Origin of the sequence: Streptomyces sp. NPDC015032 (assembly GCF_043080425.1) — a bacterium.
Lineage (GTDB): Bacteria > Actinomycetota > Actinomycetes > Streptomycetales > Streptomycetaceae > Streptomyces.
In genome coordinates, this window is sequence record NZ_JBIBVN010000005.1 from 190,614 (window position 1) to 214,929 (window position 24,316).

The window sequence follows — 24,316 nt, forward strand, 5'->3', positions numbered from 1 at the left end:
CCGGCGCAGGGATGGGCCCGTGATCCGACTCGTGGTGTACGGCGACGCATCGGCCTCCTGCTGAAGTCCTGCCCCTTCTTGTTCATCGCTCCGGGTAGCGGGCCGATCGGCCGCCACCCGGCCGTACAGGTTCTTGTCGGCGGCGAGCTCCTCGGGAGCGGCGATGGCGCGCCAGCCCGGCGCACCGGCCTCCCTGCCTTCCCGGCTTGTCGGATCGGCGCGCGGATCCCCCACCCCTAGGGGTTAGGCAAGGGATATTCGTGGCGCGCCCGGATGTGTCCGGGCATCTGGATCCGACGGGAGCACGTCGTCCGGGTGTGTCCGGATCGACGTGCTCACGCCACACATATCGCGTTCCGATAACAACTGTCCCGGCCCTCGGTACGGTCCCGTAGGGTGCCCAGCAGCATCCCCTTGAACACGTTCAAGGGGGAACTCCTGGGGAGGGGGACTGCGGCGATGCGCAGTGGAGCGAAGGTCGCGATAGTCGGCGGAGTGTTCGCGGTCGTGGTCGGCGGGGTGGGCTACGGGGCCTACAACGTCCTGGGCTGGCCGGGCGGCGGGGGCGACGACGGTACGGACAGCAGGTCCGCCGCCGCCGAGGTGAAGACGGGGCCGGTCACCAAGGCGGAGATCGACGACACGTCGAAGAAGTTCCTCAAGGCCTGGGCGAGCGGTGACGCGGCCGTCGCGTCCCAGCTCACCAACAACGCGACCGAGGCCGAACCGGTTCTGACCGGGTACCGCGAGAGCGCCCATGTCACCGAGGCGGTGATCGCTGCGGGCCCGGCGGTCGGCACCAAGGTGCCCTACACGGTGAAGGCGACCGTGTCGTTCGAGGGGAAGACCAAGCCCTGGTCGTACTCCTCCGAACTGACCGTGGTGCGCGGCCTCACCACCGGCAGGCCGCTGATCGACTGGACCCCCTCCGTGATCCATCCGCAGCTGACGGCCGGTGCGTCGCTGAAGACCGGAGCGGCGTCGACACCGTCGATCGAGGCCGTCGACCACAACGGCAAGGTGCTCAGCAAGGAGAAGTACCCCTCCCTCGGGTCGATCCTGGACGCGCTGCGTGAGAAGTACGGGGCGAAGGCCGGCGGCACGGCCGGCATCGAGACCTGGATCGAGAGCGCGGAGGCGGAGGGCCCGAACAAGACCCTGCTGACCCTGTCCGAGGGCAGGCCGGGCAAGCTCCGCACCACACTGGACGCGAACGCCCAGGCGGCGGCCGAGGCGGCCGTGAAGAAGTTCAGCCAGGCGTCGGTGGTGGCGGTCAGACCGTCCACGGGCGCGATCCGCGCCATCGCCAACAACCCGGCCACCGGCTTCAACGCGGCGATGCAGGGCAAGCAGGCACCCGGATCGACGATGAAGATCGTCACCGCGGCCATGCTGATCGAGAAGGGCCTCACTTCGGCCGGCCAGAAGATCGAGTGCCCGCCGACCGCGACGTACTACGGCCGCACCTTCAAGAACCTGGACGGGTTCTCCATTCCCGACGGCACCCTGACGACCAGCTTCGCCCGCTCCTGCAACACCGCCTTCATCAAGCTGATCGACGAGGCGAACGACGACGCGGCGCTCGCCAAGGAGGCCCGTGACGTCTTCGGCATCGGCCTGAACTGGCAGACCGGCGTCGTGTCCTTCGACGGCAGTGTGCCCGAGGCCACCGGGGGCGAGGCGGCGGCCCAGTACATCGGCCAGGGCACCGTCCAGATGAACGCCCTCACCATGGCGTCCATCACCGCCACCGCGAAGAGCGGCACCTTCCGCCAGCCGGTCCTCGTGGACCGGGACCTCGACGGCCGGCCGATCGCCACCGCCTCCCGGTCACTGTCCCCGTCCGTGTCCCAGCAGCTCACCAACATGATGCGTCAGACCGCGAGTTGGGGTACCGGCAAGGCCGCGATGGCCTCGGTCGACGGCGACAAGGGCGCCAAGACGGGCTCGGCGGAGGTGGACGGCCAGGCCACGTCCAACAGCTGGTTCACCGGCTTCAGCAACGACCTGGCCGCCGCGGCGGTCGTCCAGTCCGGCGGCCACGGCGGCGACGCGGCGGGGCCGGTGGTCGCGGCGGTGCTCCGCGCGGGGTCGTGAGGCCTTGCGCGGCGGGGTCGTGAGGCCCTGGCACGGCGGGGTCGTGAGCGCCGCCCGCGTGGAACTCCGTCGCATGCCCCGCGCGGGATTGGCTACCGTGCGGGGCATGAGCGCTTCCGATGCCACCGCCGCCGAAGCCCACCCCCGATTCGCCGAAGCCCTTCGGGAGCTGGGGCTCGATGTCGAGGTCCGCCGGTTTCCCGAGGCCACCCGTACCGCCGCCGAGGCCGCTGCCGCGATCGGCTGCGAGCTGAGCGAGATCGTCAAGTCGCTGATCTTCGAGGCCGACGGGGTCCCCGTGCTGGTCCTGATGGACGGCTCCTCGCGCGTCGACGTGGAGCGGGTACGCGCGGAGCTGGGCGCCGGAAAGGTCAAGCGGGCCGGGGCCGAGCTGGTCCGGGAGACGACCGGGTACGCGATCGGCGGCGTACCGCCCTTCGGGCACCGCACGAGCACCCGGGTGCTGGCCGACCGCGGGCTGCTCGACCACGACGTGGTGTGGGCGGCGGCGGGCACCCCGCACACCGTCTTCCCGCTCGACCCCGAGTCGTTGATCGGGCACGCCGGCGGCAGCGTGGTGGATGTGCGCGAGCAGTCCAAGTGACGCCGCTGGTCGCGTTCGCGGTCCTGATCGCGGCCGTCACACACGCCAGTTGGAACGCGATCGCGCACGCGATCAAGGACCAGCTCCTCTCCTTCACCCTGATCTCCGGCGGCGGCCTGCTGATCGGCGCGGCCGCCGCCCTCTTCGTACCGCTCCCGGCCGCCGGGGCCTGGCCGTATCTGCTGGTCTCGGCCGCGCTCCACGTGGCGTACATGCTGCTGCTGATGCGTTCGTTCACCCTGGGCGACTTCGGGCAGATGTACCCGATCGCCCGGGGTACGGCCCCGCTGGTGGTGACGGTCCTCGCCGCGGTCTTCGTCGGTGAGCACCCGGACGGCTGGGCCACCGCCGGGGTCGCGGTGGCCTCGGCGGGGCTCGTCGGGCTCGCCCTCTGGGGCATCCGGGGCTCCGGCAGGCGCCCCGACTGGCCGGCGCTGCTGGCCGCCCTCGCGACGGGTCTGGCCATCGCCGGGTACACGACGGTGGACGGTGTCGGAGTACGCGCCTCCGGCACCCCGCTCGGCTACATCGCCTGGCTGATGATCCTGGAGGGCCTGGCCATCCCGGCCTACGCGCTGTACCGCCGCCGCGCCGAACTCCTGCCCGCTCTCCGCCCGTTCGCCGTACGCGGGCTGCTGGGCGCGGCCCTGTCGGTGACGGCGTACGGCCTCGTCCTGTGGGCCCAGACGCGGGCGGCACTGGCCCCGATCGCGGCCCTGCGCGAGTCGTCGATCATCGTCGGCGCGGCCATCGGAACGGTCCTCTTCAAGGAACGCTTCGGCGCACCGCGCATCGCGGCGGCGGGGCTGATGGTCATCGGCATCGGGCTGATGCTGCACACGGGGTGAGCCCGACGCCCCGCATCTGCGCCTCTCCGCCTCTGCGCCTCTTGCGGAAGGCATCCCGTACCGGTCGAATCCCCTCGCCGGCTTCGTGGAACACCCGTCCCTGAATGGGTACACGGCCGCGTTCGCCGAACACTTCGACATTCACCGGGATCAAAGACCTCACGCGGGGCAACGGTTGATCACGACATGACGCAGACCTAGGCGGCCTCGCCCAGGACGGAGTCGAGACGGTTCAGGACGTGGGGCCAGCCCTTGCCCATGCCGTCGTACGCCTGTCGGCCCATCGGGGAGTCGAGGTTGAACCCCGCGTGATTGAGGACGAGGCGGGTGCCCTGACCCTCCGGGTGCAGTGTCCAGGTGATGGTGGTGTCGAGCGAGCCCTCGGCGAATCGATAGGCCAGCAGCCGCTGGTCGTCCACCTGGGTCACCTCGCAGGGCTGGCTGCCGAAGTTTCCCATGTCGAGGGCGAAGTGGTGCCCGACGACGGGCTTGATGTCGCCAGCGGCCCACCAGCGGGCGTGGAGGTCGGGGTCGGTCAGAGCCTTCCAGACCGCCGCTGGCGGGTGGGGCAGGAACTTCTCGCAGGTGATCGTGTTGTTCTCGGTCATGTCTCGTTTTCCTTGTCCAGAAGATCGGACAGCGCATCCAGGCGCTGCTTCCAGTAGTGCTCGAATGGATGCAGCCACTCGCTCACCTCGGCCAACCGTGCCGGTTCGAGGTGGTAGAAGCGGTAGCGGCCGCGTGGCTCCTCGCGCACCAGTCCGGCGGTACGGAGCACCGCCAGGTGCTCGGAGACCGCGGGCCTCCCTAGCTCGAACATCCCTGCCAGCTCCCCTGTGGAGCGAGGGCCTTCTCTCAGGCTGTCGAGCAGTCTGCGGCGTACTGGGTTGGCCAGCACGCCGAACACGTCGGTAAGCATGACGCCCATCATGCGTCAGAGAAATCCGACGCGTCAAGAATTTCCGACGCATCCTCGAGTGGAGGTTTCCGACTCCCATCTCCGGTCCCAGCCGCAGATCAACCGCCGGATAACTTCGTGGCCGTCACGACGGCGATTCCCGCAGATTGATCACGACTCGATACGCCCCCCTAGGGCCGTCACATCTGGACCAGTTCGCAGCGCTGCTGGGCGCTCTTGATCCGGGTGTACGGAGAGGGTGTACGTGCAGTCGGTGTCGGGGACGACAACGAGGAACGGGTTGCCCTTCTTGATGTGCGCCTGGGCCTCGCGCTGGCCCTGCCGGTCCTCGTACCAGGCACGGAGCTCGGCGGGGTGGTCGGGTGCGGAACCGACCGGCAGCCGCCCCAGGGACTGCACCCACGCCGAACGCTCCAGGTCCGATCGCGGGCCGAAGCCGGAGTCGGGATCGGAGTGGGGATCGGCGTCGGGGTCGGTGTCGAGATTGGCGTCGAGATCGGCGTCGATCCGGTCCGCGATCCACAACGCCTGACCGCCCAGCCAACGCAGCGCCAGCACCGGGCAAATGGTCCGGAACGTGCCCAGCACGTGCCTCTCCACCTCCCCCGCATCTCCGAAGAACTCCACCGCCAGCGCCTCGCATCGGTAACTCCCCGGCGCCGCCGCCCCGTTCACAGCCCACCCCGGCTGCTCCGCAGATTCCGCAACGCGTTCTCCACGCTCAACCGCTCGGCCGGGGTAAGCGCCCGGACCCACTCGGGCTCCGCCTCCCACTCCACACCGCCACCGACCGGCCGCAACGACCAGTACGGACCGGCGACCCCACGGAACTCCCCCACCCGGTCGCCATGGCCGGCATCCCGGAAGAGCGTTCCGGGCGCAGGGACTTGAGGGGGGTCGTGATGAGTCAGGGCACCGCCGTCGCCTTCAGGCACGTCAACTCCGCTCCGTAGTCATCCCACTACCAGGAGGCTTCAGCGTGACCTAGAGTCGGAGTGTCATCAACATGGCCGATGGGGAGGACACATTGGTAAACCGCAAGGAGTTGAACCCGGAAGCAAGCCCTCAGGCAGCTTTCGGCGCACGTTTACGCAGGCTGCGCGAGGAGCGCGGCTGGACCCAGGATCGCGTCGGTGCGCTGGTCGGTTGCACAGGCAGACATATCTCGGCAATCGAAACTGGTCGTAAATCACCGACTCTGCCGTTCTCGCGCCGCGTTGACGTCGCAATGGACGCAACCAACACCGCCGATTCGTTCGAGCGCGAATGGCGCGAGATCAAGCACGGCAATCTGCTGGAGGGCTTCCCGGAGTACGTGGGATACGAGGGCCGGGCAACGGAGATCCGACTGTTCCAGATCGGGATCGTCCCTGGGCTGCTACAGACCCCGGAGTACGCGAGAGCACTGGCGAACGGCGATGTGTGGCGTGGCTCCATCACACCTGAACAGGCGGAGGAGCGCGTCTCGTTCCTGGCTCAGCGGCAGAACGCCCTGGCGAGGGCGCGGCCCCCCATGCTCATCGTGGTGATGGACGAAAGCTGCATCCGCCGCCCGATCGGCGGTCCCGAGGTCATGGAGTCGCAGATCCAGAAGCTGGCCGATTTCGCCGCTCTGCCCAACACGGCCCTCCAGGTAGCACCTTTCGGCATAGGAGAGCGTCGCCCCTTCAACCTGCCGGTCAACTTGCTCACCCTGCCGGACCGGTCCATGGTCTCGTACGCCGAATCCCACTCGCAGGGCAACGTGGACCGCGAAAGCTCTTCTGTTCTGCCTCTGTTGACGGCCTACCATCAACTGCAGGCCGAAGCGCTTTCCCAAGCGGCATCCGTGGCGATGATCAAGCAGGCATGAAAGGGAAGATCCGTGACTAACGAGCCCCGCTGGTTCAAGTCTTCGTACAGTTCCAACGGCGGCGACTGCGTGGAGGCCGCCGCCAACCTCGCTGCCTCGAACGGCGTGGTCCCCGTCCGCGACTCCAAGAACCCCGGCGGCCCCGTGCTGCACACCTCCCCTGCCTCCTTCGCCGCCTTCGTGGCGGGCGTCAAGGCCGGGGAGTTCGGCGCCGTCTGACCCGGACCGACCTCACACCGCCCCGCCATGCCACGCATGGCGGGGCGGTCGGGCGTCCGGAAGCCTGACCGTCCCGGGGCCGGCCGCGCTCAGCTCGCCGAGGCCGAGGCCGAGGCCGGAACCGGGACCGGGCGGGCCGGCGTTTCGTCGGTGGCCGGGGCCTCCGGGGCCGCCGGCCCGGCAGCCGGGCGCAGGAGCACGGCGCAGGCGAGGGCGGCCAGCAGGGCGAGTGAGGCCGAGACGGTGAGGCACAGCCGCATGCCGTCGAGGAAGGAGTCACCCAGGGCCGTCAGGGCGGGTCCGGTGGCGGCGTCCAGGTCGAGCCCGGCCACGGCGCCGAGTCCCTGCTCGCGGGCGGTGTCGAGGACGCGGGCACCGGCCTCGGCGGGCACCCCCGCGTCGGCGAGGCGGCCGGGCAGCGCGTCCAGGGCCCGGGTGGTCAGCAGGGCGCCGAGCACGGCGGGGCCGAGGGCGCCACCGACCTGGCGGAAGGCGTTGTTCGCGGCGGCGGCCATCCCGGCCAGGTGGTACGGGACGGAGGACACCGCGGAGGCGGTCATCGGGGTGAGTACGGTGCCCATGCCGAGGCCCAGCAGGGCCAGCCGCCAGACGATCGAGCCGTAGGAGGTGTGGGCGTCGACGCCGGTCAGCGAGAGCATCGCGCCCGCCGCGACGACCAGGCCCGTGGTGATCAGGACCCGGGCGGAGATCCGGTGCATCAGCCGCCCGATGGGCGCGCCGACGACGAGGGCCACCCCGGACACCGTCACCATCCGCAGCGCCGCCTCCATCGTGGTCAGGTGCTGAACCATGCCGAAGTAGAGGCTCAGCACGAAGAAGAAGCCGATCAGCCCGAGGAAGCTGATCATGGCGACCAGGGCGGTGGCGGTGAAGGCCGGGCTGCGGAACAGCGCCGGGTCGAGCATCGGGCTCGCGCTGCGGCGCTCCACGACGACGAACACCACGGCGGCGACCGCGCCGAGCACCAGGGCCGTCACCACGGCGGGCTCGCCGAAGCCGTCCGCGCCGCCCTCGATGACGCCGTAGACGACCGCGGTGACCGCGACGGCCGCGCTGATCTGTCCGGGCCAGTCGAGCCGGCGGCCGTGCGGGGCGCGCGAATCGGGCAGCAGGAACGCCGCGACGACCAGCACGATCAGCGAGACCGGCACGGGCAGGAGGAAGATCCAGCGCCACGCGACGTGCTCCAGCAGCACACCCGCTATCAGCGGGCCCACGGCGAGCGAGGCCATCAGGGACATCGCCCACAGGCCGATGAACCTGCCGCGCTCCCGGTGGTCGGGGACCGCGTGGCTGATCAGGGCCAGCGTCGTGGGCAGCAGCGCCGCCGCCCCCAGCCCGGAGGCGGCCTGCCCGGCCCACAGGGCCTGCACCGAGTCCGAGAACAGCGAGATCGCCGCGCCCAGCGCGCAGAGGGCCATGCCCGCCTGGAAGACCCGCTTGCGGCCGTGGACGTCGCCCCACACCCCGGTGGTCAGGATCAGCGCGGCCATCGGCAGCACGAAGGCGTCCGAGACCCAGGACAGCTGGGACGTGGAGGCGCCCAGAGCCCGCTGGACGGCCGGCAGGCTCACCGACACGGTGGTCACGGGGAGGTAGGCGACGAAGACGCCGAGGCAGGCCATGACGAGCGTGACGCCGCGCCCTGATCTGTCCTGTGTCGTTGCGGAATTCACGAAGAGGTTCTTTCTGCTGCGGGGTGGATGCCACGCGGGCACCGGCTGCGATGTGGGCACCGCCGTCCGGCGGGCGCCCGCTCACGGGAGCACCGGCGTACCACCGCGTTCCGCGCGGTCCGCCGGTCACCCGCAGAGCCGTCGACCAGCTTCGCCCCGACTGTCGATCAATCCCCAAGCGATCCCGGCGAACGTCACAGAACCTCCGATCGCTGGGCTGCTCATGTGACCATTCATCCATGCCTGACGACCTGGACCGCAAAATCATCCATGGACTGAACTGCTCGCCGCGGGTCTCCTTCCGCCGCCTCAGCCAGGTCGTCGGGGTGTCCGAGCAGACCGTGGCCCGCCGCTACGACGCCCTGCGCCGCGGTGGCGTGGTCCGCGTCGTCGGGCTGAGCAGCCCGGCCGCCCACGGCCGGTCCGAGTGGATCGCTCGGCTGCGCTGCCGCCCGGACGCCGTGGGGCCCCTCGCGGATTCCCTGGCCCGCAGGCCGGAGGTCGCGTACACCAGCATCGCGTCCGGCGGTTCGGAGATCATCTGCGTCATCCGTTCGCCCGCCGGGACCGCCCGCGACGACATGCTGCTGCGGCAGCTTCCCCGGGCCGCCTCGGTCCTGGACCTGAACGTCGACCTGCTCGTGCACGCCTTCGGCTCCCCGGACACGGCCGGCTGGACCGGGCGGGAGGGCTCGCTCACCGACGAGCAGGTGCGGCTGCTGACCACGGAGCTCCCCACCCCCACCGGGCCCCCGCTCGCCCCGACCGAGGAGGACCGCCCACTCCTCGAAGCACTGGCGGAGGACGGCCGCACCTCCCACACCCGCCTCGCGGAAGTCACCGGCTGGTCCAAGCCGCGCGTGGCCCGCCGGCTGGAGGCCCTGGAGGGCAGCGGCTCGCTGGTCTACGACATCGACGCCGTGCCCGAACGCCTCGGCTACGAGCTCAACGCCACCCTCTGGCTCCGGGTCGACCTGCCCCGGCTCCAGGAGATCGGCGAGGAGCTCAGCAGGCACGACGAATGCGCCTTCGCCGCGGCCATCAGCGGCAAGCACAACATCATGGCCGTGGTCATCTGCAAGGACACCCCGGACTTCTACCGCTACCTCAGCGGCCGCCTCGCCCGTACCGAAGGCATCAGGGGTTACGAGATCAGTGTGCGGGTGCGCCGTCTCAAGCAGGCCGCCTCCCTCATCCTCAACGGGCGGCTCATCCACCCCGCGCTCGCCTGACACGGGCGCGGGGCGGACCGGGCCCGCGTCGGTCAGGTATCCGAAACCGTCTGCCGGAAGCCGTAGTTGGCCGCCGTCAGCCCGCCGTCCACGCGCAGCGTCGTCCCGGTGATCCACGCCGCGTCGCGGGAGGCGAGGAAGGCGGCGGCGGAGGCGATGTCCTCCGGCTCGCCGACCCGGCCGAGCGGGAAAAGGCCGCTCACCCGGGAGAGTGCCGCGTCCCGGCCCGCCCAGGCGTCCGTGCGAATCGTGCCGGGCGCGACGAGGTTGACGCGTACGCCGCGCGGCCCCGCGTGGCCCGCGAGGGTACGGGTGAGGCTGGCCAGGCCCGCCTTGGCGGCGCTGTAGCCGTGGTTGCCGAAGTCCTGTTCGCCGTTGACCGAGCCGATGTTGACGATCGCGCCCCGCCCGGAGGCCACCAGGTGCGGGAGGGCGGCACGGGCGCAGCGGTAGGGGCCGCTGAGGGTGACGTCCAGGTCGCGCTGCCAGGCCTCGTCGGGCTCGTCCTCGAAGAGCGGGACGTCCCTGGTGCAGGAGTACGCGTTGTTGACCAGCACGTCCAGGGAGCCGAAGGCGGCGACCGCGTGGGCCACCGCCGCCTCGACGGCCGACCGGTCGGCCACGTCGCAGGGCAGCGCCTCGGCGGCCCCGCCCGTCTCGCGTATCGCCGCGGCGGCCTGCTCGGCGCGGGCCCCGTCCAGGTCGGTGACCAGGACGCGTGCGCCCTCCGAGGCCAGCCGGCGGGCCGTGGCCGCGCCGATGCCCTGGCCCGCCCCGGTGATGAGCACGCCGTATCCGTCGAACCGTGAACCGGCGGGGGAAGGTATCGCGGAGGAAGAAATCATAGCGCCGACCGTACTGCCCTGACCAGGGCCTGGGCGCGGGGATCGGCGGTGACTCCCTTCTGCAGACCATTCGTCACATAGCCGAACGCGACGCCGGATTCGGGGTCGGCGAAGCCGAGGGAGCCGCCGCGGCCGGGGTGGCCGAACGAGCCGGGGGCGAGCAGCGGGGCCGCCGGGCCGTGCAGCATGTAGCCGAGGCCGTAGCGGGTGTTGACGACCAGGACCCGGTCCGGGCCCGCCGACTCCTCGGTGCGGGCGAGGGTGAGCGTGGCCGGGGCGAACAGGCGGTGGCCGTCGACCGGGCCGGTCATCGCGGCGTAGCAGCGGGCCAGCGCGCGGGCGGTGGCGATGCCGTTGGAGGCGGGGAGTTCGGCCACTCGGTAGCCGGGGTCGTTCTCGTCGGGGAGCGGGTCGATGGCACCGAAGGCGCGGCGGGTGAGCGACTCCGGGTCGCGGTACGCCTCGACGACGGACCGCTTGGGGCGCACCCGCAGGGCGCCGCCGTTGCCCGCGGCGGCCGGCGGTTCGACGGGGCCGATGCGGCCCACCCGGTGCGCCTCGTCGGCCGGGAGGCCGAACCAGAAGTCCAGGCCGAGCGGGCGGGCGATCTCCTCGGCGATCCAGCGGCCGACGGTGCGGCCGGTGACCCGGCGCACCAGTTCGCCGATGAGCCAGCTGTAGGTCTGGGCGTGGTAGCCGTGGTCCGTGCCGGGTTCCCACTGGGGGCGCTGGGCCGCGACGGCCTGCGGGCCGGAGATCCCGTCGGCCGCCTCGGAGGGGGTCAGCGGGCGGTCGAGGGCGGGTATCCCGGCCCGGTGAGCGAGGAGGTCGCGGACGAGCACGCGTTCCTTGCCGGCCGCCTTGAATTCCGGCCAGTACGTGCCGACCGGGGCGTCGAGGTCGACCTGGCCGCGCTGATGCAGCATCAGCGGTACGGCGGCGGCTATGCCCTTGCCCGCCGAGCGGACGATCTGCACGGTGTCCACGGCCCATGGCTCGACGCCGTCGACGTCTCTCGTACCGGCCCAGAGGTCGACGACCTTGTGCCCGTCCCGGTAGACCGTGACCGCGGCGCCGCGTTCGCCGCGCTGCTCGAAGTTACGGACGAAAGCATCCCTGACCGGTTCGAATCCGGCCGCCACCGTGCCCCGTACGTCCACGTCTGCTCCTGCGCTCCCGCTCATCCCCCCATGGTGCATCGCCTCGCAGGCCGGACGGGTGGCGGGTCACCTCGTATTCACGGTCACGGAAGCTTCACCGTCCCGGAAGCTTCACCGTCCCGGAAGCTTCACCGTCCCGGAAGCTTCACCGTCCCGGAAGGTTCACCGTCATGGAAGGTTCACCGTCACGGAACGCGGATCGAATCCGAAGGGCAGCTCCAGACGGTGACTGTGCATCAGCTCCTCGTCGCAGAGCAGATCCTGGGTACGGTCGTCGGCGGCGATGACGCCCTCGCTCAGCACGACCGCGCGCGGGCAGAGCTCCAGGGCGTACGGCAGGTCGTGCGTGACCATGAGCACGGTGACGTCCAGGGAGCGCAGGATGTCGGCGAGCTCGCGCCGGGAGGCCGGATCCAGGTTGGAGGACGGCTCGTCCAGGACGAGGATCTCCGGCCGCATGGCGAGGACGGTGGCGACGGCGACGCGGCGGCGCTGGCCGAAGGAGAGGTGGTGCGGCGGCCGGTCCGCGTACTCGGCCATGCCGACCTGCGTCAGCGCCTCGGTGACGCGTTCCTCCAGTTCGGCGCCGCGCAGCCCGGACGCGGCGGGGCCGAAGGCGACGTCCTCACGGACGGTGGGCATGAAGAGCTGGTCGTCGGGGTCCTGGAAGACGATGCCGACGCGGCGGCGGATCTCGGCCAGGTTGCGCTTCTCGACCGGGAGACCGGCGACCCGGACGGTGCCCGCGCCGGCGTCGAGGATGCCGTTGAGGTGGAGGACGAGGGTGGTCTTGCCGGCTCCGTTGGGGCCGAGCAGGGCGACGCGTTCGCCTCGGGCGACTGTCAGGTTCACTCCGAAGAGCGCCTGGTGGCCGTCGGGGTAGGCGTAGGCGAGGCCGCTGACCTCCAGGGACGGCGCGGGGGCGGTGGGCAGGCTCATAGGGTCCATCCCAGCAGACAGATGACGAGGGCGAGGACGGGGACCGTCGAGGCGTACGCCCACTGGGTTCGGGAGGCCGTCACCTCGTCGATGACCGGCATGGAACCGGTGTAGCCGCGGCTGACCATCGCCAGGTGGACGCGTTCGCCGCGCTCGTAGGACCTGATGAAGAGTGCGCCCGCGGATTTGGCCAGGACGCCCCACTGCCGTATTCCGCGCGCCTCGAAGCCCCGGGAGCGGCGGGCGATCGACATCCGCCGCATCTCGTCGGTGATCACATCGCCGTACCGGATCATGAACGAGGCGATCTGCACGAGCAGCGGCGGCAGTCCGAGCCGCTGGAGGCCGAGCAGCAGGGAGCGCAGTTCGGTGGTGGAGGCGAGGAGTACGGAGGCGGCCACCCCGAGGGTGCCCTTGGCCAGGACGTTCCAGGCGCCCCAGAGGCCGGGGACGCTGACGGAGAGGCCGAGGACATGGGTCTGCTCGCCGGGCACCACGAACGGCATGAGCAGGGCGAACGCGACGAACGGCACCTCGATGAGCAGCCGCTTGAGCAGGAGGCCCGCCGGGATGCGGGCCACAGCGGTGACGGCGCCGATCAGTACCGCGTACAGCGCGAACGCCCACACCGCCTCGCGCGGCGTCGAGACGACGACCACGACGAAGCAGAAGGCGGCCGCGAGCTTGCAGTGCGGCGGCAGGCCGTGGACGGGGGAGTGACCGTGCCGGTAGAGCTTGTGCGCATGGCCCGCGCCCATGTCAGACGGTCTCCCGGCCGTGCGAGGTGCCGACGGGCGCGTCGGGCGTACGGCGGCGGCGGACCACGTAGAAGACCCCGCTGCCGACCACGATCGTGGCACCGACGCCGATCACCCCGGCGAGGCCGCCGGAGATGCGGGCATCGGACACGTCCTTGACGCCGTAGTCGGCGAGCGGGGAGTCCTTGGCCGCGTGCTCCTCGGTCTTCTTGTCGATGCCCTGGTCGGCGGCGACCTTCTCCAGGCCGTCGGGGTTCGCCGAGGCGTAGAAGGAGACGAAGCCCGCCAGGACGAGGGCGGTGACCAGGCCGGTGGCCCAGATCCCCCGGTGGGAGCGGGCGGCGACCGGGGCGACGGGCTGCTGAGCGGGGGCGTCGACGAGCTCGCCGTCGACCCGGAGCTTGAGCGGGTTGGTGAGTCCGCGGGCGCCGTGGACCAGGTCGGGGCGTACGGCGAGGACGGCGCCGACGGTCAGCGCGGTGATCACGGCCTCGCCGATGCCGATCAGGACATGGACCCCGACCATCGCGGTGAAGACCTTGCCGATCGGGATGTCGGTGGTGCCGCCGATCCAGTAGATCAGCGTGAAGGCACCGGCCGCGGCCGGTACGGAGACCAGGGCGGCGACGAAGGACGCGGCGGTCACGGAGCGGCGGGTCCGCGGCAGCACTCGGAGCAGCCCGCGGAAGAGGGCGTACGCGACGACGGTGGTCGTGATGCCCATGTCGAGCACGTTCACGCCGAGCGCGGTGAGGCCGCCGTCGGCGAAGAGGATGCCCTGCATGAGCAGGACGACGGTGACGCAGAGCACGCCGGTGTACGGTCCGACCAGGATCGCGGCGAGCGCCCCGCCCAGCAGATGCCCGCTGGTGCCGGCGGCGACCGGGAAGTTCAGCATCTGCACGGCGAAGATGAACGCGGCGACGAGACCAGCGAGCGGCGCGGTGCGTTCATCCAGTTCACGGCGGGCGCCCCGCAGACTGACGGCGACGGCGCCCGCGGCGACGACTCCGGCGGCGGCGGAGACGGGGGCGTCGATGAATCCGTCGGGTACATGCATGGGGAGGCTCCGCTTCCTGCGATCCTGCGTTGCCGCGGACGATGTCGTGAACCGCTCAATGATAGGTCCTTGTTGCAAACGCTTCGCAAGAGTGGATACGTCACAGTTGGCGGCTCCCCGCTCCCCCTGCGGGAAATGTGGGACATTAGATGACAAAGAGGACAGACAGGAGGAGTCGGCCCATGCCCCCCGTGATCCATGAACAGGCCGAGGCCTGGCTCGTCAATGACACCCCCGACCTCCCGGCGGTCCCGGTCGACCTGCTGTACGACGCCGACGACGACCCGCGCACCGTCCATGTCGCCTTCCCGGGCGGCACCGACTGGGCCTTCAGCCGCGATCTGCTGGAGCGCGGGCTGCGCTCCCCCGCCGAACGCGGCGGCATCCGGGTGTGGCCGTGCGGCCGGACGCAGCTGGTCGTGGAGATCCGCTCGAAGGAGGGCGTGGAGGTGGTGCAGTTCGACAACGCGCCGCTGATCCGCTTTCTGCACCGCACCCACGGTGAGAGCGCCGCCGGACCCGCACACATGCCCCATACGGACGCATGACGCCCACGCACACACACCGCGTGGCACTCACACCATGACCCACCGCATGAAACCCGTGTGGTGACCCACCGCATGACACCCATCCGATAGCGCACCGCGTGACACCCATCCGACAGCGCACCGCGTGACACCCACGCGAGGGCGCACCGCATGACGGAAGCCCCCGTGCCGCTCGCACGGGGGCTTCCGTCATGGCCCCGGCCCCCATCCCCCCAGGTACCGGCGCATCCGGGGCCGCGCTCCGCTCGGACGCGGCCCCGGAGACTCTCCACGGCTCAGACGCGGGTCAGCTCGCGCTCGCCCCCGGCGTCACCGCCGCGCCCGTCCCGGCCGGTGCCGCCCTCGGACGTCTCGCCGAGCTGCTCGCGCAGCCTCTCGCCCTCCACGTCCACGTTCGGCAGGAGCCGGTCCAGCCGGCGCGGCAGCCACCAGGCACGCTTGCCGAGCAGGGCGAGGACCGCGGGCACGATCGCCATGCGGACCACGAACGCGTCGAAGAGGACGGCGATGGCGAGCCCGAAGCCGATCATCTTGACCATCTGCTCGCTGGACCCGATGAAGCCCGCGAAGACCGCGATCATGATCACGGCCGCGGCCGTGACGACCCGGGCGCCGTGCCGGAAACCGGTGACGATCGCCTGGCCGGGCTTCTCGCCGTGCACGTACGCCTCCCGCATCCGGGTCACGAGGAAGACCTCGTAGTCCATGGCGAGACCGAAGACCACACCCACCATGAAGATCGGCATCATCGACATGATCGGGCCGGTCTGTTCCACACCGAAGAGCGAGCCGAGCCAGCCCCACTGGAAGACCGCGACGACCGCGCCCAGGGCCGCGACCACCGAGAGCAGGAAGCCGAGCGCCGCCTTCAGCGGCACCAGCACCGACCGGAACACCAGCATCAGGAGCAGGAAGGCCAGGCCGACCACGAGCGCCAGGTACGGCACCAGCGCGTCGTTCATCTTCTGCGAGAAGTCGATGTTCATCGCCGTGGAGCCGGTGACCAGGACCTCGGCGCCGGTGCTGGACTTGATGTCCTTGCCGGAGTCGCGGATCGCGTGGACCACGTCCTCCGTCGCGGTGGAGCTCGGCCGGTCCTTCGGGATGACGGTGATCATCGCGGTGTCACCGGCCTTGTTGAACTGGGCCGGGGTGACGGCGACGACGCCCGGGATGCCCGCGATCTCGTCGGAGACCCGCTTGGCCGCGGTCTTGCCGTCGGAGCTGTTCGCGGTGTCGACGACGACCATCAGCGGCCCGTTGAAGCCGGGGCCGAAACCGTCGGAGAGCAGGTCGTAGGCGCGCCGCTGGGTGGTGCTGGTGGGCTGGGAGCCGTCGTCGGGCAGCCCCATCTCCAGGGAGGCGGCCGGTACGGCGACGACACCGAGGCCGATGACACCGGCCAGCAGCACCCAGACCGGCCTGCGCAGCACGAACCGGGCCCAGCGGGTGCCCATGTTCGGCTTCTCCTCGGCCGGGGCGGGTGCCGCGGCGGCCTTGCGCGCCTTGCGTCCCATGACCCGCTTTCCCGCGAAGCCCATCACCGCCGGGACCAGGGTGAGCGCGACGAGGACCGCGATCACGACCGTGCCGGCCGCGGCGACGCCCATCTTCGTCAGAATCGGGATGTTCACGACCGCGAGGCCGACCAGCGCGATGACGACGGTGAGACCGGCGAAGACCACCGCGGAACCGGCCGTACCGACGGCCCGCCCGGCCGCTTCCTCGTGCTCCCGGCCCTCGGCCAGTTCGGCGCGGTAGCGGGAGACGATGAACAGGGCGTAGTCGATGCCGACCGCGAGGCCGATCATCATCGCCAGGATGGAGGTGGTGGAGTCGAGGCCGAGCGGGTTCGCCAGCGCCGTGATCGTCGCGACGCCGATACCGACCCCGATCAGGGCGGTGAGCAGCGGCAGCCCGGCGGCGACCAGCGAGCCGAAGGTGATGACCAGCACCACCGCGGCGATCACGACACCGATGATCTCGGTGGCGCCGGTCTCCGGCATCGTCAGGAGCGCGTCACCGCCGATCTCCACGGTCATCCCGCTCTTCTGCGCCGCGTGGCCCGCGTCCTGGAGAGCGTCCCGGGTCGCGTCGGTCAGCTCCAACGAGGTGACCTTGTACGAGACCGAGACGTACGCAGTGGAACCGTCCTTGCTGACGGCACCGGCGGTGTACGGGTCGACGACCGCGGCAACCTGGTCCGAACCGGACTTCAGCTCGCGGATGACCTTGTTCACCTCGGACTTGTTCGCCGGGTCCGTCATCTTCTGGCCGTCCGGCACCTTGAAGACGACCCGGGCCGTCGCGCCGTCGGCGCTGACACCGGGGAAGCGCTGTTCCAGCAGGTCGAAGGCGCGCTGCGCCTCCGTACCGGGGATCGAGAAGGAACTGGAGGCGGCGGTGGAGGCGGAGGCGGCACCGAATCCGGCGAGCGCCAGCAGCGCCACCCAGACCAGGGCGACGTAGCGGCGGCGCCGGAAGGCGAACCGTCCGAGCTTGTAGAGGAATGTGGCCACGGAGGCGTACTCCCGGTCAGGTCGTGTGAGTGAAAAAGGGCGTGTGGAACCAGCCCGACGACGAGAGCGGCGTGTCAGGTGGGGCTTGGGGAGAGGGCCGTGCGGAAGGGGACGGGAGGGGTCAGAGTCCGAGAGCGGGGAGCATCACGGAGTCGACGTAGTCGGTGAGGAACGCCTGGTCGACGGGGCAGTCCTCGACCAGCTGCCGGGCGGCGAGGGCGCCGATCAGCATGTGCGGTACGTATTTCAGCGCCGGGTTGTCCGGACGCACTTCACCCCGGTCCACGGCCCGGCGCAGCAGCGTTTCGAGGCCGGTCACTTCCGGCTCGATCAGCAGGTCGCGCAGGGCCTGGAGCAGATCGGGATTGTCGTGGACGGCATGGCTCAGGCCCCGCATCAGCGCGGAGTTCTTCTCCATCTGGCAGTCGTCACTGCGGCCCAGCGCGGCGTGGAAGTCGCCGCGCAGCGATCCGGTGTCGATCTCCGCGAGGGACACCGGCTTGTTGTGCCGCAGGGCCTTGACGACCAGCTCGGGCTTGCTCCCCCACTGGCGGTAGAGGGTGGCCTTGCTGGAACGGGTACGGGCGGCGACGGCGTCCATGGTCAGGGCGTCGTAGCCGACCTCGCGGAGCAGGTCGAGCACCGCCGCGTACAGCTCGCTCTCACGCTCGGGTGTGAGCCGGCTGCGCGCCATGGGTCGACCTCCTGTCTCCGTTGTCCCGCGGTACGGGTGTCCCCCGTACGAGTGTCCTGGGGGTGCGAGTGAATCACACATCAGTCAATCGAACGAAACTGTTTCGTACACATCGACGATAACCCGCCCGCCGAGCGAAACGAAAGCGTTTCGTTTGTGTTCCGCACCACAAGTTGCCGAGGCCCATGCGCGCGGAAAGCATTGAAGGGTGAGTGACGACGTCGCGTATCTCCGTTTCCCGCACCTCCACGACGATCTGCTCTGCTTCGCGGCCGAGGACGACCTCTGGGTCGCCCCCCTCGCCCCGGAGGGGCAGCGGCCCGGCCGCGCGTGGCGGCTGACCGTCGACCGGACCAGGGTCGGCCACCCGCGGTTCTCGCCCGACGGAACCCGTATCGCCTACACGACCTGGCGCAGCCTCGACCCCGAGATCCATCTCGCGCCGGTCGAGGGCGGCCCGGCACGCCGGCTCACCTACTGGGGGTCCACGGACGCCCGGGTCTGCGGCTGGACCCCCGACCCGGGGGACGCCTCGCAGATCCTCGCCGTGTCCTCGCACAACCAGCCGTTCTCGCACGTCTCCTGGGCCTACACCCTCCCCACCGACGGCAGCCCCGGCGGCAAGCTGCCCTGGGGGCCCGTCTCCGACATCGCCGTCGCCGACATCGACGGCGAGCGGCGCACCCTGCTGCTGACCGGCAAACCACCGCACGAACCGGCCTCCTGGAAGCGGTACCGGGGCGGTGCCATGGGACGGCTGTGGCTGCACGGCAAGCGGCTGCTCCCGGACATCGGCGGCCACCTCGACTCGCCCCTGTTCGTCGGCGGCCGGATCGCGTTCCTCTCCGACCACGAGGGGGTCGGCAACCTGTACTCCTGCCGGCCCGACGGCAGCGATCTGCGCCGCCACACGGACCACGACGCCTTCTACGCCCGGCACGCGTCCAGCGACGGGCGCCGGGTCGTCTACCAGTGCGCGGGCGACGTGTGGCTGGTGGACGACCTGGCGTCGCCGGACGCGGTGCCGCGGAAGCTGGAGGTACGGCTCGGCGGACCGCGCGTCGGACGGCGTACGCACCAGGTGCCGGCCGCCACCAACGTCGACTCGCTGTCCGTCGACGAGACGGGCCGGGCCAGCGCCGTCTGCGTACGCGGCAGCCTGTACTGGCTCACCCACCGCGACGGCCCCGCCCGGACGATCGCCGACACCCCGGGGGTCCGGGTCCGGCTGCCCGGGATGCTCGGCAGCGGCGGCCTGGTCGCCTACGTCACGGACGCGGAGGGCGAGGACGCGATCGAGATCGCATACCTGCCGCGCGCCAGCGGCGACCGCGCACCGCGCCGGCTGGCCTCCGGACAGGTCGGCAGAGTCCAGGAACTGATCTCCGACCCGGACGGCGAACGCCTGGCTATCGCGACGAACGACGGACGGCTGCTGCTCCTGGACACCGACGAGGAGACATCCACGGGCGAGCCCGTGGAACTGATCCGCTCCATCAACGGCCCCGTCCGCGACATGGCGTTCTCCCCGGACGGCGCCTGGCTGGCCTGGTCGCACCCCGGGATCGGCCGTTCGCTGCGCCAGATCAAACTGGCCCGCATCCTGGGGACGGGATCACCGGTGATCGTCGACGTCACCAACGGCCGCTTCGAGGACGAGAATCCCGTCTTCACCGGCGACGGCCGCTACCTCGCCTTCCTCTCCTGGCGGGGTTTCGACCCGGTGTACGACGTGCACACCGGGGACCTCTCCTTCCCGCTGGGCTGCCGCCCGTACCTGGTGCCGCTCTCCTCGGCGACCCCCTCCCCGTTCGCCCTGTCCCCGGAGGGACGTCCGGCGGCGGGCGGGCTCGACCCTGCCGACGACGTTCCGGACACCGGTGCGGGCGAGGGGACGTCCACGGTCACGGTGGAGTTCGAGGGGCTGGAGAGCCGTGTGACGCCGTTCCCGGTCTCCGCGTCGAAGTACTCGGCCCTGCATCCGGTGAGCGGCGGCGGACTCGTCTGGCTGCGCTGGCCGATCTCGGGCGCGCTCGGCGAGACGTTCGCCAACCCGGCGGACATGTCGGGCCGTCCCACGCTCGAACACTTCAACATCTCCAAGGCCAGGAAGACCGAACTCGTCGGCCATCTGGACTCGTTCGCGGTCAGCGGCGACGCGACCCGGCTGGTCGTGATGGACGAGGGCGAGCTGCGCGCCGTCCCCGCCACCGAGATCGCCGACAGCGACTCGACGGTCTACCTCGACCTGCGCCGCATCCTGCACGACGTCGACCCGGCGGCGGAGTGGCGGCAGGCCTACGCGGAGGCCGGCCGCATCATCCGCGCGTACTTCTGGGAACCGGACATGTGCGGCATCGACTGGGACGGGGTGCTCGACCAGTACCGCCCGCTGGTCGAACGGGTCGCCTCCCCCGACGAGTTCGCCGATCTGATGCGCGAGGTCCTGGGCGAACTCGGCACCTCGCACGCGTACGTCTCACCGGCCCGCCGCAACGAGGGCCCGCCGCACTACCAGCGGGCGATCGGGCTGCTCGGCGCGAACCTGGTGTGCCGGGACGGCGACTGGACGATCCGGCGCATCCTGCCCGGCGACTCCTCCGACTCCAAGGCCCGTTCCCCGCTGGCCGGTACGGGCATCCGGGAGGGCGCGGTCCTCACCCATGTCGACGGCCGCCCGGTCGACCCGGTGGCCGGCCCGTACCCACTGCTCTCCGCGGCGGGCGGCACCACGGTCGAACTCACCTTCCGCCCGCCCGTCTCCCACCACCACCCTTCCGACGAAGGCCCTTCCATCCCTTTGATTCCCGACGCCGAGGGCCCGTCCCGCCGCGTCGCCATCGTCCCGCTGGTCGACGAACGCCCCCTGCGGTACCAGGACTGGGTGGCCAAGCGCCGTGAGGTGGTACGGGAGCTGAGCGGCGGCAAGTGCGGGTACCTGCACATCCCCGACATGGGCGGCTCGGGCTGGGCCCAGTTCAACCGGGACCTGCGCATGGAGGTCTCACGCCCGGCCCTGATCGTCGACGTGCGCGGCAACGCGGGCGGCCACATCAGCGAGTTGGTGGTGGAGAAGCTCACCCGCACGATCCTCGGCTGGGACCTGACCCGCAACGCCCAGCCCGTCTCGTACGCCTCCAACGCCCCGCGCGGGCCGGTGGTCGCCCTGGCCGACGAGGCGACGTCCTCCGACGGCGACATGATCACCGCCGTGTTCCGGCTGCTGAAGCTCGGCCCGGTGGTGGGCCAGCGGACGTGGGGCGGCGTGGTCGGCATGACCGGACGGCACCGGCTGGGCGACGGCACGGTGATCACGGTGCCGATGAACGCGGCCTGGTTCGACACCTACGGCTGGTCGGTGGAGAACTACGGCGTCGAACCGGACCTGGAGGCCCTGCGCACCCCGCTCGACTGGGCCGAGGGCCGGTACGCGGTACTGGACGACGGGGTACGGATGGCGCTGGACCTGCTGGCCGAACACCCGGCCGCGACCCCGCCGACGTACGACAACGTCCCGGACCGGCGGCGTCCGCCCCTGCCGCCGCGGTAGAGGGACCGCTCCGCGGCGGGACGGGACGAAGCGGCCGCCCCGCACCCGATCCCGTTCCCGACCCCGCACCCGACCCCGTTCCCGCACAAGTGATCTGCCTCACGCCCTGTCACAGCGATACGTCACCCGGTGTCTTCATGCCGAAAACGGGCAACGGACGGAGACACCATGAACAAGAACACCGACGTGGTCGTGATCGGCGGAGGTTACGCGGGCGTCACCGCGGCCAACCGCCTGGCACGCCGCGACGACGTGTCCGTGACGCTGATCAACCCGCGCCCCGACTTCGTCGAACGCATCCGCCTGCACCAACTGGTCGGCGGCAGCCATGACGCGGTCGTCGACTACGGGAAAGTCCTGGCCGGGAGCATCCGGCTGGTGGTCGACAGCGTGGCGGCGATCGACGCGGCCGGGCGCGGCGTGGCACTGACGTGCGGCGGAACGGTCGGCTACGACTACCTGATCTACGCGGTGGGCAGCGGCAGCGCCGAACCGGACGTGCCCGGCGCGGCGGAGTTCGCCCACCCGATCGCCACCCTGGAAGAGGCCCGGCAACTGCGGCCGGTCGTCGATGCCGCGCCCGCGGCGGCCCCGGTGACCGTGGTCGGATCGGGTCCGACCGGCATCGAGACCGCCGCCGAACTGGCGGAGGAGGGCCGCGCCGTGACCCTGGTCTGCGGCCAGGTGCTCGGCCCGTATCTGCACCCCCGGGGCCGGCGCTCGGTCGCCCGGACCCTCGCCGGACTCGGTGTGACCGTGCTCGAAGGCCCCGGCGCGAGAGTGGCGGCCGTGACCCGCGATGCCGTACGGCTCGACGACGGCCGCGAACTCCCCAGCCGGGTCACCGTCTGGGCCACCGGATTCGGCGTGCCGGACCTGGCCGCCCGCAGCGGGCTGAGCACCGACGCCGTGGGCCGCCTGCGCACGGACGAGACGCTGACGAGCGTGGACGACGCGCGCATCGTCGCGGCCGGGGACGCGGCGGCACCGGCGGACGCACCGTTCCGGATGAGTTGCCAGGCCGCGGGCCAGCTGGGCTCGCGCGCCGCCCGCACGGTGCTCAGCCGGATCGCGGGCGAGCAACCCGCACCCCTCACCCTGCGGTTCGCCGGACAGTGCATCAGCCTGGGCCGTCGCACCGGGATCTTTCAGTTCGCTTACCTGGACGACCGCGCGAACCCGTTCTACCTGGGCGGCCGCCCCGGTGCGAAGCTGAAGGAGTTCGTCTGCAAGTTCACCGTCAAGCAGCTGGCGAACGAGGCACGCAAGAGCGGTCCGCGGCCCGGACGCGGCAAGGCACCGGCCACCGCCGAGCGGGTGGCCTGAGGGCCGGGCCCGAGAGCCGAGAGAGAGCCGAAGAGAGGCGAGAGTGAACGACGACCACGACGACCACGACGGCCACGACGACCGCGCCACCACCGACCCGGCGACCGAGGCTTTCGTCGCCCACCGCAACCTGCTCTTCACCGTCGCCTACGAGATGCTCGGATCGGCGGCCGACGCGGAGGACGTCCTCCAGGAGACCTGGCTGCGGTGGATCGAGGTCGACCCGGGGCAGGTCCGCGACCAGCGCGCCTACCTGGTCCGGATCACCACCCGGCAGTCGCTCAACCGGCTGCGCACGCTGTCACGCCGCAAGGAGGCGTACGTCGGCCCCTGGCTTCCCGAACCGGTGCTCACCGCGCCGGACGTGGCCGAGGACGTCGAGCTCGCCGAGAGCGTGTCGATGGCCCTGATGCTCGTCCTCGAAACCCTGTCGCCGACGGAGCGCGCCGTCTTCGTGCTGCGCGAGGTCTTCGACGTCGGCTACGACGAGATCGCCGCCGCCGTCGACAAGAGCCCCGCGGCCGTCCGCCAGATCGCACACCGCGCCCGCCGTCACGTCGATGCCCGCCGCCCCCGCGCGGCGGTCTCGGCGAGCGAGACCCGGGCGGCACTGGAGTCGTTCCGGCGCGCACTCGAAACCGGGGACCTCCAGGGCCTCCTCGACGTGCTCGCCCCCGACGTCGTCCTCGTCAGCGACGGCGGCGGCGTCAAGCAGGCGGCGCGGCGGCCGGTCATCGGCGCCGACAAGGTGGCCCGCTTCATCGTCGGCACCTCGGGAAAGACCACCGGCGTAGTCAGCGTCGGCCCCACCCTGGTCAACGGCAACCCGGCACTCGTGCTGCGCCTGGACGGCGAGATCGACGGCATCCTGGCACCCCGGGTCGAGGACACCCGTATCACCGGCCTCTACTACGTACGCAACCCGGAGAAGCTGACCCGCATCGAATCCGAGACCCCGCTCACCCTGCGGTGAACGCCCTTCGCCGCCGCTCACCCCCGCACGACCGAGGAGCGGACCGACGGCTCCGGTGTGCTGCCACACCACGCCCATCAGCACGTCGGCGCCGGTGGCGCGGCTCGTGGTGAGCGCTTGGGCCGTGGTATCCGCCGCATCATGGGCTTGTTGGAGGACCGAGGCGAGGGTCCGGCTCAGCGTCCACGTGTGGGGGTCGACGCCCTGGAGGGCGAGTTGCCCGTCCCACGACTCCCACGGGGCGGCAATTGAGGCACAGAGCCGTTCGACGATGTAGGAGGGCGGCCCCCTCCGTAGATCTCGGCGCACCACTCCAGGAGTTCCATCAGGACGCGGGTCGGGAGCTGCATCAACTCGTCCTCGACCCCGGCGCCCTTGAAATTTACGGCGACCCCGTCCGCCCCCGCGCGGTCGTCGTCGAACTCCGCGCGTTCCTCGCCGCGCTGATGACACCCTAAGTCCCGTGCGGAGTTCTC

Annotated in this window: 22 protein-coding genes; 10 read left to right on the forward strand and 12 right to left on the reverse strand. The window is 71.1% G+C overall.

Annotated features, from left to right (window positions below; genetic code table 11):
- Positions 1-459: 459 nt before the first annotated feature.
- From ACF08M_RS11245 to ACF08M_RS11255, 3 genes are all read left to right on the forward strand, one after another.
- Positions 460-2,097 carry a penicillin-binding transpeptidase domain-containing protein gene (locus tag ACF08M_RS11245; protein ID WP_392185065.1) on the forward strand — a complete coding sequence of 546 codons (1,638 nt, stop codon included), beginning with the start codon at positions 460-462 and terminating at the stop codon, positions 2,095-2,097.
- Between the two features lie 106 nt (positions 2,098-2,203).
- Entirely contained in the window at positions 2,204-2,701 is a 498-nt protein-coding gene (locus ACF08M_RS11250) for a YbaK/EbsC family protein (protein ID WP_392184968.1), read from the forward strand.
- A complete protein-coding gene (locus ACF08M_RS11255; RefSeq protein WP_392184969.1) occupies positions 2,698-3,549 on the forward strand; it encodes an EamA family transporter in 852 nt (283 codons plus the stop codon). The genes ACF08M_RS11250 and ACF08M_RS11255 overlap by 4 nt, the downstream gene beginning before the upstream one ends.
- Positions 3,550-3,746: 197 nt before the next feature.
- On the opposite strand, the gene ACF08M_RS11260 is transcribed toward ACF08M_RS11255, so the two are convergent.
- The 4 genes from ACF08M_RS11260 to ACF08M_RS11275 form a co-directional block, all read right to left on the reverse strand.
- A complete protein-coding gene (locus ACF08M_RS11260) occupies positions 3,747-4,157 on the reverse strand; it encodes an SRPBCC domain-containing protein (protein WP_392184970.1) in 411 nt (136 codons plus the stop codon).
- Positions 4,154-4,468 (reverse strand): ArsR/SmtB family transcription factor, encoded by a 315-nt coding sequence (locus tag ACF08M_RS11265; RefSeq protein ID WP_392184971.1) that lies wholly within the window; start codon positions 4,466-4,468, stop codon positions 4,154-4,156. The genes ACF08M_RS11260 and ACF08M_RS11265 overlap by 4 nt, the downstream gene beginning before the upstream one ends.
- Positions 4,469-4,618: 150 nt before the next feature.
- Positions 4,619-5,056: a hypothetical protein gene (locus ACF08M_RS11270; RefSeq protein ID WP_392184972.1), complete on the reverse strand. Its 438-nt coding sequence runs from the start codon at positions 5,054-5,056 to the stop codon at positions 4,619-4,621.
- Positions 5,057-5,139: 83 nt separating this feature from the next.
- Complete coding sequence (locus ACF08M_RS11275) at positions 5,140-5,403, reverse strand: hypothetical protein (RefSeq protein ID WP_392184973.1); 264 nt, start codon at positions 5,401-5,403, stop codon at positions 5,140-5,142.
- A 71-nt stretch (positions 5,404-5,474) separates the two neighbouring features.
- Here ACF08M_RS11275 and ACF08M_RS11280 point away from each other — a divergent pair, with 71 nt between their 5' ends.
- Together ACF08M_RS11280 and ACF08M_RS11285 are read left to right on the forward strand one after the other, a co-directional pair.
- Positions 5,475-6,320 (forward strand): Scr1 family TA system antitoxin-like transcriptional regulator, encoded by an 846-nt coding sequence (locus ACF08M_RS11280; RefSeq protein ID WP_392184974.1) that lies wholly within the window; start codon positions 5,475-5,477, stop codon positions 6,318-6,320.
- Positions 6,321-6,332: 12 nt separating this feature from the next.
- Entirely contained in the window at positions 6,333-6,539 is a 207-nt protein-coding gene (locus ACF08M_RS11285; RefSeq protein WP_392184975.1) for a DUF397 domain-containing protein, read from the forward strand.
- A gap of 89 nt (positions 6,540-6,628) precedes the next feature.
- On the opposite strand, the gene ACF08M_RS11290 is transcribed toward ACF08M_RS11285, so the two are convergent.
- Positions 6,629-8,185 (reverse strand): MFS transporter, encoded by a 1,557-nt coding sequence (locus ACF08M_RS11290; protein ID WP_392185066.1) that lies wholly within the window; start codon positions 8,183-8,185, stop codon positions 6,629-6,631.
- A 290-nt stretch (positions 8,186-8,475) separates the two neighbouring features.
- Between ACF08M_RS11290 and ACF08M_RS11295 the strand changes: the two genes are divergently transcribed.
- A complete protein-coding gene (locus ACF08M_RS11295; protein ID WP_392184976.1) occupies positions 8,476-9,468 on the forward strand; it encodes an Lrp/AsnC family transcriptional regulator in 993 nt (330 codons plus the stop codon).
- Between the two features lie 32 nt (positions 9,469-9,500).
- Here the strand turns inward: ACF08M_RS11295 and ACF08M_RS11300 are convergent, their stop codons facing one another.
- The 5 genes from ACF08M_RS11300 to ACF08M_RS11320 all read right to left on the reverse strand — a co-directional run bounded on the left by ACF08M_RS11300 (position 9,501) and on the right by ACF08M_RS11320 (position 14,230).
- Positions 9,501-10,313 (reverse strand): SDR family NAD(P)-dependent oxidoreductase, encoded by an 813-nt coding sequence (locus ACF08M_RS11300; RefSeq protein ID WP_392184977.1) that lies wholly within the window; start codon positions 10,311-10,313, stop codon positions 9,501-9,503.
- Positions 10,310-11,473 carry a serine hydrolase domain-containing protein gene (locus ACF08M_RS11305; protein WP_392185067.1) on the reverse strand — a complete coding sequence of 388 codons (1,164 nt, stop codon included), beginning with the start codon at positions 11,471-11,473 and terminating at the stop codon, positions 10,310-10,312. The genes ACF08M_RS11300 and ACF08M_RS11305 overlap by 4 nt, the downstream gene beginning before the upstream one ends.
- A gap of 168 nt (positions 11,474-11,641) precedes the next feature.
- On the reverse strand, positions 11,642-12,412 hold the full coding sequence (locus tag ACF08M_RS11310) for an energy-coupling factor ABC transporter ATP-binding protein (RefSeq protein ID WP_392184978.1): 771 nt from the start codon (positions 12,410-12,412) through the stop codon (positions 11,642-11,644).
- Positions 12,409-13,170 (reverse strand): cobalt ECF transporter T component CbiQ, encoded by a 762-nt coding sequence (gene cbiQ / locus ACF08M_RS11315; RefSeq protein WP_392184979.1) that lies wholly within the window; start codon positions 13,168-13,170, stop codon positions 12,409-12,411. The genes ACF08M_RS11310 and cbiQ overlap by 4 nt, the downstream gene beginning before the upstream one ends.
- A gap of 1 nt (position 13,171) precedes the next feature.
- Positions 13,172-14,230, reverse strand: coding sequence for an energy-coupling factor ABC transporter permease (locus tag ACF08M_RS11320; RefSeq protein WP_392184980.1), 1,059 nt, complete (start codon positions 14,228-14,230; stop codon positions 13,172-13,174).
- Between the two features lie 182 nt (positions 14,231-14,412).
- Here ACF08M_RS11320 and ACF08M_RS11325 point away from each other — a divergent pair, with 182 nt between their 5' ends.
- Positions 14,413-14,778, forward strand: coding sequence for an SsgA family sporulation/cell division regulator (locus ACF08M_RS11325; protein WP_392184981.1), 366 nt, complete (start codon positions 14,413-14,415; stop codon positions 14,776-14,778).
- Between the two features lie 275 nt (positions 14,779-15,053).
- On the opposite strand, the gene ACF08M_RS11330 is transcribed toward ACF08M_RS11325, so the two are convergent.
- Positions 15,054-17,297 carry an MMPL family transporter gene (locus tag ACF08M_RS11330; protein WP_392184982.1) on the reverse strand — a complete coding sequence of 748 codons (2,244 nt, stop codon included), beginning with the start codon at positions 17,295-17,297 and terminating at the stop codon, positions 15,054-15,056.
- 121 nt (positions 17,298-17,418) lie between these two features.
- Complete coding sequence (locus ACF08M_RS11335) at positions 17,419-17,991, reverse strand: TetR/AcrR family transcriptional regulator (protein ID WP_392184983.1); 573 nt, start codon at positions 17,989-17,991, stop codon at positions 17,419-17,421.
- A 208-nt stretch (positions 17,992-18,199) separates the two neighbouring features.
- Between ACF08M_RS11335 and ACF08M_RS11340 the strand changes: the two genes are divergently transcribed.
- The 3 genes from ACF08M_RS11340 (at position 18,200) to ACF08M_RS11350 (ending at position 23,840) form a co-directional block, all read left to right on the forward strand.
- Positions 18,200-21,541: a S41 family peptidase gene (locus ACF08M_RS11340; RefSeq protein WP_392184984.1), complete on the forward strand. Its 3,342-nt coding sequence runs from the start codon at positions 18,200-18,202 to the stop codon at positions 21,539-21,541.
- Positions 21,542-21,709: 168 nt separating this feature from the next.
- On the forward strand, positions 21,710-22,867 hold the full coding sequence (locus ACF08M_RS11345) for an NAD(P)/FAD-dependent oxidoreductase (protein ID WP_392184985.1): 1,158 nt from the start codon (positions 21,710-21,712) through the stop codon (positions 22,865-22,867).
- Between the two features lie 43 nt (positions 22,868-22,910).
- Positions 22,911-23,840 carry an RNA polymerase sigma-70 factor gene (locus ACF08M_RS11350; protein ID WP_392184986.1) on the forward strand — a complete coding sequence of 310 codons (930 nt, stop codon included), beginning with the start codon at positions 22,911-22,913 and terminating at the stop codon, positions 23,838-23,840.
- Positions 23,841-24,316 lie beyond the last annotated feature (476 nt).